The organism is Vibrio sp. 10N.222.47.A9 (genome assembly GCF_963872585.1).
GTDB classification, from domain to species: domain Bacteria; phylum Pseudomonadota; class Gammaproteobacteria; order Enterobacterales; family Vibrionaceae; genus Vibrio; species Vibrio splendidus.
Genome location: NZ_CAWNBB010000052.1, coordinates 50,715 through 65,879, shown reverse-complemented (window position 1 = coordinate 65,879; position 15,165 = coordinate 50,715). Strand labels below are relative to the sequence as shown.

The window sequence follows — 15,165 nt, the reverse complement described above, 5'->3', positions numbered from 1 at the left end:
TGAATTACGCAACAAAGCCCTGCTGAACCCGTAAGTGTGATAGGTTTTCCTTTTGGGATGTCAACTAGTGGAAAATTACCTGTTTGGGCTACTGGATTTCTAGCTCAAGAGCTTAGCTTGATTTCGGAAGATGATCCTGTTTTCTTAATTGATTGTCGAACAAGGCAGGGCCAGTCGGGCTCTCCAGTTATAGCATTTAGAACGTCGGGTTATCGAACAATAAAAGATAATCGTATTAGTACTAGCTTATCAGGTAATGTAGCTTGGGAGTTCCTGGGTATATACTCCGGCCGTGTAAATGCGCAATCAGATTTGGGTAGAGTTTGGCATGTATCTGCTCTTGAAGAACTGCTAATGGCGGCAGAGCGTGACTACAATACACGCAATAGCACAAACGTTGAGATTATAGGGAAATAACTTCAAGTAAAATTCGATACGGGTAGCATTTATGTGCTTGGTGAATTTAGTTACGGGCATGACTCAAGGGTATTATATTACGTGGCTCACTATTCAATTGGCTAGTGATGAAACCAAATTTGGAGTTAAATAGTGGATATAGATTACGCGTACATTAAACAGGTTCTAAGCGAAATTAAAGATGCTCAGGAACCTTATGCGGACTCAAAGAAGTTGTATATAAAATATTTAGATGTGGATGACGATTCTAAGAAGGAATTTATTTTTCATTGGCATTTGATCGTAGAAAATGGACTTGTATCCACAAACAAAAATCCCATTTATGACCTCAAAAGTAGTGGCTTGGTTTCATCTCCACAAGCTCCGATGAAATTTATGCTGGTGCCACCACCGATAAGACTTACAAGCTCTGGTATCGAATTCTTGTCTTCGCTTGAAGAGCCGAAAGTTCTCGATGTGATTGTAAATAAATTCAAGGGTGAGGGGTTCTCCGCAATCGTAGATATCTCTAAACAGTTAGGTATGAAAGTTTTGAGTAAAAAACTCGAAAGCATTGACTTTTAGAGTACTAGCTTAAAAGAACTAGCTGGGTTTGAATGATTATGTCTTTTGTTTATAGTCTGTTAATAGAACCGGAGAGATAACAAATCAAAATTCTGGAGAGCGAGTGACGTTACCATGTGTGGGTGTTGTGCTTGGTCTTATTTGAATTTTGTAGGCACCCAAGGTTTCGCTGGCATACGGCGACCGCCACGAAATGGCAACGGATGCTCCTTAGGTGGGTAAAACTTTGGGGAGTCAACTCGACCGTGGCGGTCGACGAGCTGGCGATGTTCGTCGCGCCAATACGCAAAGCTGAGCAATTCTTTCGGATTAAACTCGCGTCGTTCAGGCGTGATCAAGATGGTACGGTCAAAGTGAACCCTAAATTCATTCCAACTATGATCTAAGGTCAAGTAACCGCGAGCGTGGATGTTTGTGAGTTTCAGTAAAGTGACTTAGCCCATGTGAACAAGTCTGTTCATGACATTGCGTAGATCTGACGAATACACAGAGTAATCCAATAATCTAACCAACAAACACAAACTTTAGAGCGAGCTGTAAGTTGGGTTTAAAAAACTCAGCATGGAAACTTACAGACGAGCTCGTGTGAGAAAACTTAACTGGCTTAATGGATAACCCAAAACGGAATTCAACGTGTGCAGCGAACAAGAAACACGGTGGCGTGTGTGAAATCTGAAAAAGAAACGACAGCAATGCCCACAAGGTTTACACACAGCGCGCTGAATCATGAGTACAAAACAGATGTAAGCAGACAGACGGAACAAATGTTCTCGTTGATCGGCTTTGTGTTAACTAATCATGTAGGTGTTGGCCACACATATAATGATTGGGTTAAAACAGCGTTTAGAGAATACTGGTGAACTCAATATGCTTGAGGCACCAGTTGTAATAAGGGTTTAAGGGGAAACGATGAAAAAAATCGCTTTAGAAAATAGTGACATTACTATCTGGGGCTTACAGTCTAAGTGCGTATTATGGCTTCTTATGTAAAATTTGTTGCACTAATGTTTAAATAATCAGTACAACCCAAATAGAGCAGTGATAGGTTTCTCACAAATGTAAATATTTATATATATGAAGCTCTTATGTTGATTGCGACTGAACTAGTAGAAAAATATGATTTTCGTCCATTTATAAGAAATGAGACTTAGATCACATGAAAAGTAAGATAAAAGACGAGCTATTCAATAACGGCCTGTACATAAATCAGGTTAACGATCTGCTGTTATGGCATTTTGACGGACGAGATGAAGCGGCCACCTATTTTGGTGTAACGCCTCAAACCGTTAAGAACTGGCAAGCAAAGGGGAACTGGCCTTTGTCAGTGATTCGCTTGCTATTGGTTATGCACCGTGGATACCTGCCGACTTCGAAGTCATGGAGAGGCTTTAAGATTCGGGGGGATATTCTTTACACTCCAGGGGGCGTGAGTTATCAGCTTATGATCTTATGGAGTTAGATATTAAAATGAGTCTTGAAACCGCCTCTAATGTGGTTCAGTTCAGACGAAAAAAAAAGAGACGTTTTAAGCTCAAGCACCAAGAGATTAAACGAACCGTTAAAAATAAAGCTCGTAGGAACGAGCTTTATAATTGATCGATAAGCTTGCTTAGATTTGGGATCTTATCGCCTTTAGGATCTGGTAGCTTACTCGCATCATAGTCTTTGAAGTTTCGTTTACGCTTAGTACTGGCATAGACGCCGATAGAGCTAAGCAATAGAACCGGTATAACCACTAGATAATAACGTTTCATGATCTGTTTTCTAATCTCGTTACACGCTCGTCTATCTTTTCGAGCATAACCCGTAGCCACTTCACATCTGTTTTTAATGTCATACCGACACCGATTCCAGAGAAAAGCGAACTAAGCGCAAACACTAATATAGTTTGATACTCCATTAGTCCCACTCTTTGCGAAAGGCTTCCCATAGTCCCATGGCCAGCGGTACAACCGTACCAATTAAGCCTCCATATTGAACACCTGCATCTGTAACCGTAGCGGTCAGAAACTCAGGGTTTCCAGAGGCTAGGGCAATGCCCGCGCCGATTAAAGCAATGCCTTTCTTCGTTGATGGTTGGTCAAGGTCAATGCAAAGATTCTCTTTTAAAAACGCTTTCATAGTAGTTTTTTTCCTTTTAAAAACTTGATGGTGTAGGCGGCGAGAACGCCACCTACCACGGTTAGAGCTATGTTCTTGTAGTCTGCTTTGGTCATGCCATGGCAACCCCTTCACGCGCCATGCTCAAGCCGTAATAATTGCCTACTTCTTTGCGGCTCATTGCATGTAAGAGCTTGGCTAATTGCTCATCGTTGTTCACATCGACCACTTGGTTAGGACTGATCCCCGTCCACTGACTCACGTGCTTAATGTAAAGCTCGGTATCGTTTTCAATGGATGGAGCGAAACGGTTGATCATCTCACTTAAGGTTTGAAAACCTTGTCTTGAGTAGCTGCGAAGAATCCGCGCACCCGCACGAAAACCGTAGGTAGGGTGCTTGAACTCTTCGAAGCTTTTATCGAGGTCGAGAAGGTGCTCACCGTCCCACTGAGTGCGATCACCTTTAGACTCTCGGATGTTTAGCGGGTTGTTGTTACGCACCCCGCGCGGTAGTGTCTTTCTGTACGTCATGTAGGCAAGCCCCCCAATTATGCAGACGCTTGCGGTAATGATGGTTTTTGAGGCCATACCACATCTTCCGGATTGCTGTAGGTTTGAGGGATATCGCGTAGAGCTTGGCGATACTGGCGAAACGGTGCTGTATCTACACCATTATCTAAAGCCAAGTTGATCAACTTGTCTGCTTCAGCTAGCAAGCGGTCACGTATATGACGAATTTCATTTAGGTTCATTTCTAAAAGTACGTCTTCTGGAATCGTTGAAATTTCTAGCATTTTTATTCTCCGCGAACATAGCCGGTATTAGGTACAGACATGTGGACACCATCGCTTACAGGTCGTGCATCTAGCTCTCGATATCCATCTTCAATAGCAAACGGAACACCATCGTCATGAACCTCAAATTTTACGTTGCCCCAATCACTTGCTAATTTATAAGTTGTCTCGCCACGTAGCCAGATAACCATATGATGAGGTCCTAAACCATCCGCTAGACGCCCAATAAAAGGGATGTCTGCATCAGGCAAGAAACGAGATTTTGATTTGCGCCCAATTTGGTATCTCTCTACCGCCAAAATAGAATTGATACCTCCCCAGTATCTAGAGCAAACTCTCATATCCAAAGTTACGGAGCCGTTCCAACGTCCAAAAATTTCGTGGTCTGCATGGGTAAAACGACTAATCGATAGGTTTGTCATGACCGCTGGAACTCGGATAACCACGGGATACCAGAAATTTCGAGAACCGGAAACGACCAAATCTTCTTGCTGAGTGTGCAGCACCTGATAGCGCTTATCTGGCTCACTAAAAATTGAATTTACATTTGTCTTTTGTTGACTCACAAATTTAGCTAAGTCCGTATTAACGGATGATAGTTTATCCGTGAACTGTTCTTTCAACGCATCAAACTGTGTTTGCATGGTTCGAATAGCACCGCCCTTGACGCTATCGAGTAGGTTTCGGGCTTCGGTCACCAGTTGGCCGATTGCCGTAAAGTTTGTGTTCATAGAGTGTGTTTCTCCATTTCTTCCGCTACGTGCTGTAGGCGAGGGAGCGTATTTGCTGCCACACTGTCGGCCAGTTCGTGAACGTCATTATCTGATTCGAAAGCGTGGCGTTGTATCGATACAACGGCCGCACTTAATGCCACCTGATTGCTGTAGATGCCTTGCATCATTAACAGGGCGTCTACTTGTTCAGGCTGTAAGTTTTTAAGATGTTCCGTGAGTGGATCGCATTTCACGACCACTCGACGGGGCATAAGGTGGCTCATCGATGAACCTCCATCATTGCCAGTTTTAAAGGTGTGTTGCTGTTGTTATACGCCCAAAGTTCACCACCACCTGTAACGGTCATTCCTGCAGGAGCTTTTCTGTCTCCCATAATCGGCAAACCCACTACAGCGGAAACGTTGCTATCACCAAGCATTGCTTCTACTTCCGTATCACTAATGTTTTGGATAATGGCCTCAAGTCGTGTGACTGAAGCATTGAACAAGCGTTTCTTTTGGTTTGGGTTAATCACCAAGTGATCACGACTAATGAAGCGTTGCGCCGTTTCTGGTCGAGTGGTCACGACTGAACGTATTTCACTGACGGCCAATGATTGAGCGAACTTCACTAGTGCAGGTGGTGTGGTTTTTAGATCACGCTTTGTTAGCTGATACACCACGCGAATCGATGAAGCGTGAGGGTTGATAATCTCAAGCTCTTTAAAGCTAGCGATATCTAACGTGTCTCCCGCATCGACTCGGATTTTTTCGCCGTTGTCACTGCGAACGTAAAGGTACTCTTGTGACTCACGAACAATGAGCCATTTATCAGAGCCGACACCAAAACGTTTTTCTTCGTTTGCCTTAAGGGTTAGCTGTTTCATTTCGCCCCCTTAGCGGCCATAGCGACCAGACCTAATCCAACCACTACAGCGAAAGCAATAGCGACTTTTGACATTTCTCCGGCACTGCCTGTTTGAGAGCGTGAGGCGGTATTTTCTGCCATGGCTAAAGCGGCTCGGGCGTTTTCTCCCGACTGCGTAGCCATCGCTTTAATGGCGGACGTTGTTTCTGCGCTGTTCTGTCGCATGTTGTCCATTGCCTTTTTGCTAACATCGCCATTTTCTTTCATGGAATCACGACCAAAATCTAAGGCTTTAGCGAGTGATTCTTGTCCAGAGTTCAATGCCGACTTTAGCGACTCTTGATTCGATTTAAGCGCCTCTTTACTGACGCTCTCATTGGATCTAAGAGCTTCTTTGCTCACGCTTTCGTTTGACTTGAGCGCATCGCGTCCAAAGTCCAGAGACTTATCGACGGCTCGCTCATTAGCTTTTAGTGCGTCAGAGCCAAGCTTTGATGCTTCTCTCATAGCGGCACTGTTGCTGTTCATGGCATTTTTTGCGATTTCTGATGCGGCTCTTACTGAGCCGTGGTCAGTCATCGAAATGTTGCCAACGTTGCCATTGATGCCAGAGAGAACGATCCCAAGGTTATCCCCGCTAATCGCACTGGTGCCGCTTGTATTTGTTGTGTTGGTTGTGTTCGCACTTGAACTTCTACCGCCGCCACCCATTAGCATTCCTCCAATGTCAGCGTGAGGGTAGAGTCATGCTCTGTTTTGCCAGTTACAGCAAACCCAAACGATTTAAGAACACGCGCCATACCTGCACGAACCGTATGATATTTAATGGCTTTATAACCTTGAGATTTCACCGCCTCAATAATGTATGGAGCGGCTTTGATTAATCCCTTACCAGTCATGGCCAAGATCAAATACTCATTGTCACTGTTCACCAAACCAACGAAGCGAACAGAGACACCATTACCCTTTAAGTGGTAAAAGCTCGCTTGCTTGTTGTTCACGGATTCACAGCAAAATTCGTATTCAGCTTTCGCACAGTGCACACCATTAAACGCAGGTTTAATCAGTGAAAACTGTGCTTTGATGTCTGCGCGGGTTGGTTTCATTAAGATAAATTTCATCGTTTAAACGCCACCCACGCAATGACTGCTGCCAATAGAACCATTGGCAAGTTTTGAGCAAGGTTTTGTCCCGCACTGCCACCAAAATTGATAGAGCCGTTACGAACACCACCAATAGAGTTAGTGCCTGTAGCTTCACTTGGTCCCGCAGCACCGCCACCTGCACTGATAGGCATTGAGCCGCCTGCGCTTAAACCGCCGCCGATACCCGGTATCATTTGCCCCCCTTAATGACTCGATAAGCCACATAACAGCCGCCACCTACAGCGGCGACTTTTAATAGTTTCGTAGCACTTGAGCCTGACCAAAATCCCGCGCCAAACCCAAGACCACCCGCAAGAAGGGGAAGCACCACAATTAATGGCATACCTTCTCCTTATCTCGCTGCGACAACAACGATCACCGTTAGCAGCAAGGCGACACCGACACCACCGCCCACATACAACAACGTCTTGTCGTTGTCTTGTGGTCTATGTGACCCTGTCACTGCATTGCCGTTGTTATCTTTGATTGGCTGCTGCGGTTGTTGGGTTGTTGCTGCGTTCTTCGAGTGGTCGCTTGTGGTGGCGGTTTTGATAATGCTTCCAAAACCTTCACCCACGTCGTCCAACATGCCGGAACCGAAATTCCCTAAATCTTCTAAAAAAGACAAACGCTTCTCCTTACACTAAGTCAGGGCGAACGACTTCTACCGATTCAACGATGATAGGAATTGAACCGACAGGCTCTTTGGTCTTCACCGTAAATTTCAGCTCTGAGCTATGTGCGGTTGGAAACAGTTCATCGATGTAGAAACCGCGCATGATTGGATCGAAGTGGAAACAATCGGCTTGCCAGAAACGGCGGTTACGCTTGGCGCGCATTTCTTCCAGAGCTTTAGAAGAATCAAACACCTTCACAAAATCACGATAAATTTGAAGCGCGTGAATTTCGCCGCTCATAAAGTGCATGCGGCGTACTAACTGCAACGGACCCGAAATCAATTCGAGAAATTCGTTTTCAGTCGAAGACGCTTGCATGGTTTGCTTTTTGATTTTTGGCACAAGTACACGAACGGCCTGACGAGCCGACACGGTCGCCCATGCTTGCAACTGGATAGAGGGGGCGTTTTCTTGGCTAGTTGCTGCGACTTCGACTTCGAGCGTGATGTTATCGCCCGATTCAGTCACAAGCCCTGTGTAGCGAACACCGTTTTTAGTTTTCGCGCTGATATCAGCAAGCGGGATTGTGAAAAAGCCTTCGGTTTGCGCTAGGCCTTTGTAAGCTTCGAGTGCCTTAATCAGCTCACCATCGAGCACAATAATTTCATCCGCGTTCAATGTGATAGTGATGCGTTTTAGCTGCGCGGCACTGAGATTTGTTTCAAGGAAAATCTCTTCGTAAGTAGGGCCGATAGGTAGGGTAAGCGTTGCTTTCTCACCGTAGCCTGTACCTGTGAATGAGTTAAGTTTGGTTGGAGTCGACATAGTATCTAACTCCCTTAACCAATTGTGTCTTCGACAGCGTCAACGTTGTTTGACGCCCAGACCATACCCGCTGCAACGATTGCCGCGATACCTGCAATGATGCCAATGTTTTTTGCATTCAATTTCATTCTTAGATTTGCTCCAATAAAAAACCGTCCGGTAGTGGACGGTCTTATTGGTACTGCTTTATGTGCCTTCGATGCCTAATGGTTATGTACCTTAGATATGCATTAAGTGTGATTTATTTCACATTTACCAACGGATACGGCCTTTTTCAACGACCACGCCGTATTGCTTGAAGTAGTCAAATTTGACTAACTTTGACTGTTCATTGGTACATATTCCGGTGAGGTCTTCTAAGTATCGGCGGCTCTTGGGTGTCTTCGTTAGCATGATGTAGCCATACTCACAGTTATCGATGATGGTCTTTGGTACTTCTTGGCCACGTTGGAATAGGTTGATGGTGTGAATGTTGTAAGAGCGACCAAGGCGAAGCAGCTTGCCATGGTAACCCGTTGCTTTACCTGAGCTTGTCGAGTTCTCCGCGACTTCTTCACAAATGACCTTGAGTGGCTTCTTGTGCTTCCCATCGCCACAACTCCACACTACACGGCAAAACAGGTCGAAGTCTTTAGCAGAAGGCTCTGAGGGGCGATAAGCTATCTTAAAGCCTTGCTTGGTTTCTCGTCCGGCCATTAACGCACTGGCGAACGTGCGTAAGTTTCCATAAACGCGGATTTTACGACCTACGATAAGGCCGTCATATTCACGTTTTGGATCGTAAATGGCGACTTGGTCAGTCGATGAGATAAGCAGTTTTTTGGCTAAGGACGATTTACCCGAACCCGACATGCCGACAATGTAGGCATGGTGGTTATCAAGTGCGTTGTTATTGTTGATTGGTTCCATATCTAACCCTAAAAAAAAGACCGCCCGAAAGTGGGCGGCCTTAGTGTTACTGCTTTATGTGCCTTAGATGCCTAACACCAAGCGGGTTAGATATGTATTAAGTGTGATTTGTATCACTTAAAGGCTTAATGAGCGGTGTGTTGCTCTTTTTCTTTCTGCGCTTCGTTAGCTGCATCGATGGCCGCTTGCTTATCGGCTTTTTTAAGACTGCGGTGCTGAAGGTAGAGCGAAGCGGTGATGCTGAGAGCCACCATACCCAAGGAAATCTCTTCCTTGTATTTCACCGCCCAGGGTGGAGGCGCAACGTTGTATTTTAAAATCACCGGTGCTGCGGCTTTTGCCAATGCGTGGGCATTGTCTTCACCAATCTCTAGACGTTCATCGAGCATTTCTTTTACGGCGAAGTCAGCCATACCAACACCGACAAGAACGGTTTCTTGTGTTGCTTCTAGCGCAAGTTGCTGAGCGTTTACCGCTTCGGCTTTTTCGTCTGCTTTGTCTAACGCAGCTTGAGGGTCGAACTCACTTTCTAGTTCTTCTAGGAACTCGCTTTTGTCTTGCTCTGTGTGCGTTTCAATTTCTTCAGCATCGATGACAGGTTGATCGAGTTCTGGTGTGTTTTGTTTCTTCATGGGTAGGGTGTCCTTATACAGCTCGTAAAACAGTGACGGCTTTACCAAGGGTTAAGCCAATGAATGCACCGATGCCAGCGCAAAATAAAGTTGATACGCCTTTCGGCTCTGCAGTCTCTTTGGGTGTGTCCGTTGGGGCTTCCTGCAGAACGTCGAGTTCTTCGGTTTGCTCAACTGGGGCAGGGTTCAATTCTTCTAAAGGCTTGTGCTGTTTTAGATAGTCTTGAGTATTGGCATTACTGCGCTGCTCCGTACACTTGCAAACGTGACAACGTCCCTTTAAGTAGGCCGAACGTTTACCGCTGCATTGGCTGACTTCCATTGCTTCATTGCAATTAGGGGCGGTGCATTTCACATAACCTAGAATCATTGTTCTTCTCCTTGAATCTGCTTGAGCTGTTCGCGTAGTTCATCGATTTGTTGCTGTAGGTTTTCGAGCGCGGCCACTTTGCTGTCGAAGATATCGCGGGCAGCTTCGAAGTTTGTGATCGCGAATTCCTTTACGGTACCGACCAATTTAAGAGGGGATATTTTCGGCCAATCTGGGGACGCATCCTCGAGAACGCGGCGCGATTCTTTGATGCCGTTTATGATTTGGGTGAACTGTTTTTTGAGGCTCATAAGACAATGGCCTCGCTAACTAACCCAAGTTTAAGCAGGACATTAACGGGCACTTGTGCCTGTCCCGTTTCCCAATGTGAAAAGGTAGCTTGAGTGATTTCAAGGTTGTTTTGAGAAATGAAGTCTTTCTGTTGTAGGCCAGAACGTAAACGTGCATCACGTATCAGTTTAGCCGGAATAGGGTACTTATATTTGGATGGTTCCATAGCTCGTTGCCTTAACTGACGTTAAAAGAAACAAGCCGGAGGTTTTACGAACGGTAGATATTATACATGTCCAAAAGAGATAAGGTACTTGTTTTATATGGTTAGTTGGTTTTGTTTCACATTTAAACAGTGAATAAGAGTTCTCGTTTGCATAAGTCGTTGTTCTTTTTAAGATAAAACCATTAGAATTGTATTGGTTAATTTTACTACTCTGGAGTCGAGAACGTAATGGATGAGGTATTGGTAGATGCTAATGGTATGGTCTTAAATATAGTTAATAAGCTTCATACATTGTTAGGTAGTATTGGAGATGATGAACAACCAAAGCATGTCAAAAAAGCCGCTCAAGACTATCGTAACGTATTGGAGGAGTTCTCTAGCTACCCATCGAAAGGTAGTAGCCTTCACTACATGAAGCTAACGTTGGAACTAATTCAGTCAGCACAGGCTGTTGCTATTGGAATAACGTATTTAGTAAAAAGTCTACCTTCAGAACTGATAAACGAAGCAAATAGAATTATCAGGTTATGTGTGAATGCTCGTGAGAACATTGAAAATGAAGTTGGCATAGAAGAACTAAAAGAAAGTGTTCAAGACAATAAAGTTATCATGGACACAAAGAAGTTTAAGTCCTCAGAACATTCTCTATTTCTATTGGAAGAAAGGCTTTTGAAGGCTAAGAAAGAACACTCTATGCATGATCAACATATCAAAAGTTCTTTGGTTGAAAATGAAACTAGAATAAAAGAATTAAATGAAAATTCAGACAAGTTAGCAACTTCAATTTATGAGCAACTAGAAAAAGTTAATGAACTGTATGCAGATACATTAACAAGTATTGATGCTAAGCAAGAGCAAATTGACGACATTTTGGGGCATGTATCTGGACGTGCGATATCCGGAGACTATGAATCTAACTCTTCAGATGAAAGAAAAATAGCTAATGCACTAAGGTATGGCTCTCTCACATGTATGTTTTTTATCGTTTTAATTGTTGCTTATTCTTTCTGGGAAACGACTCAAGCTTCATTTAAGTGGGAGCAAAGCATATTTCGTGTTGCTCTAGCTGCAATTCTATCCGTTCCGGCCGCCTATTTAGCTAGAGAATCAGCTAAACATAGAGAACAACAGTACAATCACTTACAAACATCTCTGAACCTAAAAACTTTATCGCCTTACATTGCGAGTTTGCCAGAACCGGAACAGCACAGAATTAAGGCTGAAGTTGCACAACGTTTGTTTTCAAGTAAAGATTTTTCAAGAGTTACTGATGATTCATATCCACTAAATACACATGAGTTGATTATGGAGCTATTGAAAAAAATTGACCTTAAAAAATAGTTACAACTTCAACAAACGAGGTTTTCGACCTAATAGTTTTTTGTGTTTGTTATGAAAATTATCGTTGTTTAACTTACTAATAATTCGTTCAGCGGAGAATTAAATGAAAGCAGTAGTAGCAGGTCTTAGCTCTTCAATTGGAATGTATGCAGCTGAAATTGATGGTACAGGAGAGTACGTGATTTTTGAGTTACTAGATACAGATGAGCCTGAGATCGGAGATGTAATAGTTCATCCGGACTTTTACTCGATGGGCGGTGAAACGTATAGAAATCAAACTCAAGGCTGTTCAATTGAAGTTTATGTTCAAAATGTGGGTGATAAAAACATCGCAAGGGAAATGCTTTTCTAGAGGTGTTGTAGTTTTGTTAAAAAATTAATTGTGATAAGGGAATTTAATGAAAAAGAGATTACAGGTTTTTGTTTCTTCAACGTATGTAGATTTAAAGGATGAAAGACAGGCTGCTGTTTCTGCAATCTTAAAGTCTGGGCATATTCCAGCTGGTATGGAGTTGTTTACTGCTGGAGACCAAAGCCAATGGGATATTATTAAGCGGTGGATAGATGAGTCTGACGTTTATATGTTAATTCTAGGAGGTCGCTATGGCAGTGTAGAGCCTCAAAGTGGCCTTAGTTACACGGAGCTTGAATATAATTACGCCCTAGAAAGTGGAAAACCGCTGTTTGCTGTCGTAATTAATGAATCGGCCCTAGATCAGAAATTACAAAACAAAGGGGTTTCAGTAATTGAAAAGGATTACCCCGTTGAATTAAAAGAGTTCAAACAGAAAGTCCTATCAAACATGTCTTCATTCTATGATGATGAGAAAGATATTCGTCTTTGTGTATTAGAGAGCTTACCTGATATTGCCGCATCTAGAAGTTTGGATGGATGGATTTCCGGTGCCGAAGTGCCTGACACAAAGGGATTGGTAGACGAGATCAATCGACTTACCCAAGAGAACAACGCATTGAACAATGAAATGGTTAGACTTCAAGATAAGATCAAGAATCAACCTAAACATAACGCAAATCAGTCATTCGATGAAACAATAGAACTATTAAAGTCTATAAACGTAAAGTTATCAGATAAACTAGCAGATTCATACGGCCGAGAAAAGCTGAACTTGTTTGATGCACTTTTATGGTTAAAAGAAGCGTTAATTACCGGAATCACCAATTCACCGTCTTCCGATAGCGTAACTTTGTATGTATATAAAAACATTTGTCCGAGGCTACAAATACATGACTTAGTCGTAAATGAAAAAGTGGCATCGGTAAAATATCGCCGCTTCTCTTTAACGAAACTAGGTCAACAAGTATTAGCGCATCATGAAAAGCAGAAACTATTGAATAAATAGACCTTGAAGCATAGCCCCTCCAGAGGCCACGACACGGGCGTGGCCTTTTTAATATCCACGCTTCCTTCTGCTAGAATCATCGCGAAGCGATAGGCTCTTAGAATCACGTCCAACTAATCCCAATCCGTAGAATCACCATTCCTTTGTTGTGTTTCGTCCACAGGCATACAAGGCCGCAAGTCGCTTGCGACTAAGAAAGGCCGCTTCATTAATTTATCCCCGAGTTTCGAGGGGGTAAAAGCATTAATACCATTACTATCCTTAATATCATGGTTCTAGTCGAAGACTATGCGGGCTAAGTAAATAGAGTAGGGAATGGTAGTAAGAACTAGGAGTAGTTTAGATCCATATATACGCGACTTTTGCACAAGCCAAACGAGATCGAGAGAATGCCAACCTCAAGCGATTGAAAAACAACCTACTTGTGGATAAGTTAGAGTGAAATAAATGGTGAGAACGGCCATAATGAGCCAATTTAAGATATGAATTGCGTTGATAGATCGCAAATAACGCCAGTTAAGGCGCATAGAAAAGAGTTTAGGCTATTGTGGTATTGGGACTGGGTTCTTAGCTTCTGCCGCTTCTTTGCGGCGTCTGCGTAGCAGTGTAATTGGGGTTTGAATGTATTTGACTGGACGGCCGATGCGGTTAGCAAAGGTTTTGAGCCAACGTTTAGACGCGGTCTTGGCTTCTTTGTATTGCTCAAAGATACCGATATCGTGAAAATAAGCATCTGTTACACGCTTAATAGACGCTAGGCCGCGCCATTTTTGCAGGTTGTCTTTGCCTGTATAGGTTTCTCTAGGCTGTTTGGATGTAATCCAACCTTTGTTAAATGCGAACTTAACGCACTGTTTAACACGCCAGATAGGGAAATCGCACATATCAGCAATGTACCCCCAAGAACGCAAAGCAAAGCCGTCCTTTGTGGCAACACCAATCTTATTCGAGCTTAGGCACATTTCGTTTACTAGGGCTTTCATTACGATCGCAATATCACGAGCAAAGCTCTTACGAACGCCACGGCCATTAGCCGTAAGGAATGCTATTGAGCTAGATGGACACTTAACAATCTTATCCAAAACAGAACGATTAAGAGCCGCCAGTGGGCGGTCTTTACGTTGCTTTTTGGTTAAGTCGTACATACTCATGGGAGTTAGTCCGTACCAAGCATTTTTGTTAGGCGGAAAAGTTCGTTCAAAGCACCACGGTAGTAATTAGCGGATGCTTCTTTGGTATGTGAGGTTAAAGACGGGTTTGATTGGTATTCGTCACTGTGTTTCTGTAACACTTCCATGCGATCTTTGATTATTTCGATAGGGGTTTTACGTTGATTTGACATGGTGTTGATCCTTTTTTAATAAGTCTGGTCAATACTTAAAGCCTTGGAACATCACTCATTTTTCAGACAGCCCCCATAAAAGCTTCGAATCAATTAGGGGGCTTAAAGGATGTTCGCAAAGTCTCCCGACTTGACGAAGTGTATTAAAGTTCATTTCAACATTGCTGTACATACTAACGGTACAGTGGCGGTATGGATTATCCTTGTCCGAGGAGGTGAAAAAATGATAACAACCTTAGATTTATTAAACCGTTTATGTGAATTAAAACAGGTACATAGCACTAGAGAAGTTGCAAAAGTACTAGGCATTGGACACACCACGGTACAAAATTGGCGAAATGGCACGACAATGAGTGACGATCTAGCCTGTGAAATAGCAGAAATGTTGGGATTAGACGTAGACCTTACTTTGTTAGCCATACTAGCCGAAAGGTCTAAGAATCAACGTACAATTGAAGTAATTGAACGAGTGATTGAAGACAAAAAAACAGCATAATTTGATAGGCAAAAAGTAAGGGTATCTAATTGATTTGATTGAAAAAGATGCCTTTATTTTTTGCCTATCCCACTGCGTATTATGGGTCTAAATTATGTTGAGTGGTTTGCTTGCTTAACTGAATAAGAACGTGGGCGAGTAACATGCTCAATGAGGAGGTCAGCTTGTCTGGCCTTTTTGATGCTCGTTAGGAAAATCGTTGTTAGAAGTTAAC

The 15,165-nt window shown here is 43.3% G+C and carries 26 protein-coding genes and 2 pseudogenes; 7 read left to right on the top strand and 21 right to left on the bottom strand.

Going from position 1 to position 15,165, the window contains the following annotated elements; genetic code table 11:
- Positions 1 to 57: 57 nt before the first annotated feature.
- The gene (locus tag AACT19_RS17090; protein WP_207551970.1) at positions 58 to 417 is read left to right on the top strand and encodes a hypothetical protein; all 360 of its coding nucleotides are present in this window, start codon (positions 58 to 60) and stop codon (positions 415 to 417) included.
- A gap of 132 nt (positions 418 to 549) precedes the next feature.
- Positions 550 to 981 carry a DUF2513 domain-containing protein gene (locus tag AACT19_RS17085; RefSeq protein WP_242658960.1) on the top strand — a complete coding sequence of 144 codons (432 nt, stop codon included), beginning with the start codon at positions 550 to 552 and terminating at the stop codon, positions 979 to 981.
- A gap of 137 nt (positions 982 to 1,118) precedes the next feature.
- On the opposite strand, the pseudogene AACT19_RS17080 reads toward AACT19_RS17085, so the two are convergent.
- Positions 1,119 to 1,403: pseudogene (locus AACT19_RS17080) on the bottom strand (DUF3653 domain-containing protein); the annotation flags it as partial.
- 734 nt (positions 1,404 to 2,137) lie between these two features.
- Between AACT19_RS17080 and AACT19_RS17075 the strand changes: the two are divergent.
- Positions 2,138 to 2,577: pseudogene (locus tag AACT19_RS17075) on the top strand (DUF3653 domain-containing protein).
- Here AACT19_RS17075 and AACT19_RS17070 read toward each other — a convergent pair.
- The 18 genes from AACT19_RS17070 to AACT19_RS16985 all read right to left on the bottom strand — a co-directional run bounded on the left by AACT19_RS17070 (position 2,568) and on the right by AACT19_RS16985 (position 10,411).
- Positions 2,568 to 2,735 (bottom strand): hypothetical protein, encoded by a 168-nt coding sequence (locus tag AACT19_RS17070; protein WP_165689849.1) that lies wholly within the window; start codon positions 2,733 to 2,735, stop codon positions 2,568 to 2,570. The pseudogene AACT19_RS17075 and the gene AACT19_RS17070 sit on opposite strands and share 10 nt — an antisense overlap.
- A 145-nt stretch (positions 2,736 to 2,880) precedes the next feature.
- Positions 2,881 to 3,102: a hypothetical protein gene (locus tag AACT19_RS17065; RefSeq protein ID WP_076647660.1), complete on the bottom strand. Its 222-nt coding sequence runs from the start codon at positions 3,100 to 3,102 to the stop codon at positions 2,881 to 2,883.
- A gap of 91 nt (positions 3,103 to 3,193) precedes the next feature.
- Positions 3,194 to 3,613: a virion protein gene (locus tag AACT19_RS17060; RefSeq protein ID WP_076647657.1), complete on the bottom strand. Its 420-nt coding sequence runs from the start codon at positions 3,611 to 3,613 to the stop codon at positions 3,194 to 3,196.
- Between the two features lie 17 nt (positions 3,614 to 3,630).
- Complete coding sequence (locus tag AACT19_RS17055; RefSeq protein WP_106408123.1) at positions 3,631 to 3,834, bottom strand: phage tail assembly chaperone; 204 nt, start codon at positions 3,832 to 3,834, stop codon at positions 3,631 to 3,633.
- Positions 3,835 to 3,878: 44 nt separating this feature from the next.
- Positions 3,879 to 4,607: a hypothetical protein gene (locus tag AACT19_RS17050; protein ID WP_076647651.1), complete on the bottom strand. Its 729-nt coding sequence runs from the start codon at positions 4,605 to 4,607 to the stop codon at positions 3,879 to 3,881.
- The gene (locus AACT19_RS17045) at positions 4,604 to 4,873 is read right to left on the bottom strand and encodes a hypothetical protein (RefSeq protein WP_076647648.1); all 270 of its coding nucleotides are present in this window, start codon (positions 4,871 to 4,873) and stop codon (positions 4,604 to 4,606) included. The genes AACT19_RS17050 and AACT19_RS17045 overlap by 4 nt, the downstream gene beginning before the upstream one ends.
- Entirely contained in the window at positions 4,870 to 5,475 is a 606-nt protein-coding gene (locus AACT19_RS17040; RefSeq protein ID WP_050622388.1) for a hypothetical protein, read from the bottom strand. The genes AACT19_RS17045 and AACT19_RS17040 overlap by 4 nt, the downstream gene beginning before the upstream one ends.
- A complete protein-coding gene (locus AACT19_RS17035) occupies positions 5,472 to 6,167 on the bottom strand; it encodes a hypothetical protein (protein ID WP_076647645.1) in 696 nt (231 codons plus the stop codon). Before AACT19_RS17035 ends, AACT19_RS17040 begins: the two co-directional genes overlap by 4 nt.
- Entirely contained in the window at positions 6,167 to 6,577 is a 411-nt protein-coding gene (locus AACT19_RS17030) for a hypothetical protein (protein WP_050622390.1), read from the bottom strand. Before AACT19_RS17030 ends, AACT19_RS17035 begins: the two co-directional genes overlap by 1 nt.
- Positions 6,574 to 6,795, bottom strand: a complete 222-nt coding sequence (locus AACT19_RS17025) for a hypothetical protein (RefSeq protein WP_017106688.1) — start codon at positions 6,793 to 6,795, stop codon at positions 6,574 to 6,576. Before AACT19_RS17025 ends, AACT19_RS17030 begins: the two co-directional genes overlap by 4 nt.
- Positions 6,792 to 6,944 (bottom strand): hypothetical protein, encoded by a 153-nt coding sequence (locus AACT19_RS17020; RefSeq protein WP_165689595.1) that lies wholly within the window; start codon positions 6,942 to 6,944, stop codon positions 6,792 to 6,794. Before AACT19_RS17020 ends, AACT19_RS17025 begins: the two co-directional genes overlap by 4 nt.
- A 9-nt stretch (positions 6,945 to 6,953) precedes the next feature.
- Positions 6,954 to 7,229, bottom strand: a complete 276-nt coding sequence (locus tag AACT19_RS17015) for a hypothetical protein (RefSeq protein ID WP_076647642.1) — start codon at positions 7,227 to 7,229, stop codon at positions 6,954 to 6,956.
- A 10-nt stretch (positions 7,230 to 7,239) separates the two neighbouring features.
- Positions 7,240 to 8,043 (bottom strand): major capsid protein P2, encoded by an 804-nt coding sequence (locus AACT19_RS17010; RefSeq protein ID WP_076647639.1) that lies wholly within the window; start codon positions 8,041 to 8,043, stop codon positions 7,240 to 7,242.
- A gap of 252 nt (positions 8,044 to 8,295) precedes the next feature.
- A complete protein-coding gene (locus tag AACT19_RS17005; RefSeq protein ID WP_076647636.1) occupies positions 8,296 to 8,952 on the bottom strand; it encodes a type IV secretory system conjugative DNA transfer family protein in 657 nt (218 codons plus the stop codon).
- A gap of 125 nt (positions 8,953 to 9,077) precedes the next feature.
- Positions 9,078 to 9,584: a hypothetical protein gene (locus tag AACT19_RS17000; RefSeq protein WP_076647633.1), complete on the bottom strand. Its 507-nt coding sequence runs from the start codon at positions 9,582 to 9,584 to the stop codon at positions 9,078 to 9,080.
- 13 nt (positions 9,585 to 9,597) lie between these two features.
- Positions 9,598 to 9,954, bottom strand: a complete 357-nt coding sequence (locus AACT19_RS16995; protein WP_076647630.1) for a hypothetical protein — start codon at positions 9,952 to 9,954, stop codon at positions 9,598 to 9,600.
- Positions 9,951 to 10,205 carry a hypothetical protein gene (locus tag AACT19_RS16990; protein ID WP_076647627.1) on the bottom strand — a complete coding sequence of 85 codons (255 nt, stop codon included), beginning with the start codon at positions 10,203 to 10,205 and terminating at the stop codon, positions 9,951 to 9,953. The genes AACT19_RS16995 and AACT19_RS16990 overlap by 4 nt, the downstream gene beginning before the upstream one ends.
- Entirely contained in the window at positions 10,202 to 10,411 is a 210-nt protein-coding gene (locus AACT19_RS16985) for a helix-turn-helix domain-containing protein (protein WP_076647625.1), read from the bottom strand. The genes AACT19_RS16990 and AACT19_RS16985 overlap by 4 nt, the downstream gene beginning before the upstream one ends.
- Before the next feature lie 228 nt (positions 10,412 to 10,639).
- Here AACT19_RS16985 and AACT19_RS16980 point away from each other — a divergent pair, with 228 nt between their 5' ends.
- The 3 genes from AACT19_RS16980 (at position 10,640) to AACT19_RS16970 (ending at position 13,113) form a co-directional block, all read left to right on the top strand.
- A complete protein-coding gene (locus AACT19_RS16980) occupies positions 10,640 to 11,752 on the top strand; it encodes a hypothetical protein (RefSeq protein WP_076647622.1) in 1,113 nt (370 codons plus the stop codon).
- Positions 11,753 to 11,855: 103 nt separating this feature from the next.
- Positions 11,856 to 12,104, top strand: coding sequence for a hypothetical protein (locus AACT19_RS16975; protein WP_076647619.1), 249 nt, complete (start codon positions 11,856 to 11,858; stop codon positions 12,102 to 12,104).
- A gap of 46 nt (positions 12,105 to 12,150) precedes the next feature.
- Positions 12,151 to 13,113, top strand: coding sequence for a DUF4062 domain-containing protein (locus AACT19_RS16970; protein WP_076647616.1), 963 nt, complete (start codon positions 12,151 to 12,153; stop codon positions 13,111 to 13,113).
- Positions 13,114 to 13,655: 542 nt separating this feature from the next.
- On the opposite strand, the gene AACT19_RS16965 is transcribed toward AACT19_RS16970, so the two are convergent.
- Complete coding sequence (locus AACT19_RS16965) at positions 13,656 to 14,264, bottom strand: hypothetical protein (protein ID WP_076647613.1); 609 nt, start codon at positions 14,262 to 14,264, stop codon at positions 13,656 to 13,658.
- A 5-nt stretch (positions 14,265 to 14,269) separates the two neighbouring features.
- Positions 14,270 to 14,455, bottom strand: a complete 186-nt coding sequence (locus AACT19_RS16960; RefSeq protein WP_076647610.1) for a hypothetical protein — start codon at positions 14,453 to 14,455, stop codon at positions 14,270 to 14,272.
- A 223-nt stretch (positions 14,456 to 14,678) separates the two neighbouring features.
- Between AACT19_RS16960 and AACT19_RS16955 the strand changes: the two genes are divergently transcribed.
- Positions 14,679 to 14,951, top strand: coding sequence for a helix-turn-helix domain-containing protein (locus AACT19_RS16955; RefSeq protein WP_076647672.1), 273 nt, complete (start codon positions 14,679 to 14,681; stop codon positions 14,949 to 14,951).
- Positions 14,952 to 15,165 lie beyond the last annotated feature (214 nt).

Bases quoted from the DNA above. Each gene is read 5' to 3' on its own strand.
- AACT19_RS17090 (WP_207551970.1), top strand. From the start codon at position 58: ATGTCAACTAGTGGAAAATTACCTGTTTGGGCTACTGGATTTCTAGCT.
- AACT19_RS17070 (WP_165689849.1), bottom strand. From the start codon at position 2,735: ATGAAACGTTATTATCTAGTGGTTATACCGGTTCTATTGCTTAGCTCT.
- AACT19_RS17065 (WP_076647660.1), bottom strand. From the start codon at position 3,102: ATGAAAGCGTTTTTAAAAGAGAATCTTTGCATTGACCTTGACCAACCA.
- AACT19_RS17060 (WP_076647657.1), bottom strand. From the start codon at position 3,613: ATGACGTACAGAAAGACACTACCGCGCGGGGTGCGTAACAACAACCCG.
- AACT19_RS17055 (WP_106408123.1), bottom strand. From the start codon at position 3,834: ATGAACCTAAATGAAATTCGTCATATACGTGACCGCTTGCTAGCTGAA.
- AACT19_RS17050 (WP_076647651.1), bottom strand. From the start codon at position 4,607: ATGAACACAAACTTTACGGCAATCGGCCAACTGGTGACCGAAGCCCGA.
- AACT19_RS17045 (WP_076647648.1), bottom strand. From the start codon at position 4,873: ATGAGCCACCTTATGCCCCGTCGAGTGGTCGTGAAATGCGATCCACTC.
- AACT19_RS17040 (WP_050622388.1), bottom strand. From the start codon at position 5,475: ATGAAACAGCTAACCCTTAAGGCAAACGAAGAAAAACGTTTTGGTGTC.
- AACT19_RS17035 (WP_076647645.1), bottom strand. From the start codon at position 6,167: ATGGGTGGCGGCGGTAGAAGTTCAAGTGCGAACACAACCAACACAACA.
- AACT19_RS17030 (WP_050622390.1), bottom strand. From the start codon at position 6,577: ATGAAATTTATCTTAATGAAACCAACCCGCGCAGACATCAAAGCACAG.
- AACT19_RS17025 (WP_017106688.1), bottom strand. From the start codon at position 6,795: ATGATACCGGGTATCGGCGGCGGTTTAAGCGCAGGCGGCTCAATGCCT.
- AACT19_RS17020 (WP_165689595.1), bottom strand. From the start codon at position 6,944: ATGCCATTAATTGTGGTGCTTCCCCTTCTTGCGGGTGGTCTTGGGTTT.
- AACT19_RS17010 (WP_076647639.1), bottom strand. From the start codon at position 8,043: ATGTCGACTCCAACCAAACTTAACTCATTCACAGGTACAGGCTACGGT.
- AACT19_RS17005 (WP_076647636.1), bottom strand. From the start codon at position 8,952: ATGGAACCAATCAACAATAACAACGCACTTGATAACCACCATGCCTAC.
- AACT19_RS17000 (WP_076647633.1), bottom strand. From the start codon at position 9,584: ATGAAGAAACAAAACACACCAGAACTCGATCAACCTGTCATCGATGCT.
- AACT19_RS16995 (WP_076647630.1), bottom strand. From the start codon at position 9,954: ATGATTCTAGGTTATGTGAAATGCACCGCCCCTAATTGCAATGAAGCA.
- AACT19_RS16990 (WP_076647627.1), bottom strand. From the start codon at position 10,205: ATGAGCCTCAAAAAACAGTTCACCCAAATCATAAACGGCATCAAAGAA.
- AACT19_RS16985 (WP_076647625.1), bottom strand. From the start codon at position 10,411: ATGGAACCATCCAAATATAAGTACCCTATTCCGGCTAAACTGATACGT.
- AACT19_RS16980 (WP_076647622.1), top strand. From the start codon at position 10,640: ATGGATGAGGTATTGGTAGATGCTAATGGTATGGTCTTAAATATAGTT.
- AACT19_RS16975 (WP_076647619.1), top strand. From the start codon at position 11,856: ATGAAAGCAGTAGTAGCAGGTCTTAGCTCTTCAATTGGAATGTATGCA.
- AACT19_RS16970 (WP_076647616.1), top strand. From the start codon at position 12,151: ATGAAAAAGAGATTACAGGTTTTTGTTTCTTCAACGTATGTAGATTTA.
- AACT19_RS16965 (WP_076647613.1), bottom strand. From the start codon at position 14,264: ATGAGTATGTACGACTTAACCAAAAAGCAACGTAAAGACCGCCCACTG.
- AACT19_RS16960 (WP_076647610.1), bottom strand. From the start codon at position 14,455: ATGTCAAATCAACGTAAAACCCCTATCGAAATAATCAAAGATCGCATG.
- AACT19_RS16955 (WP_076647672.1), top strand. From the start codon at position 14,679: ATGATAACAACCTTAGATTTATTAAACCGTTTATGTGAATTAAAACAG.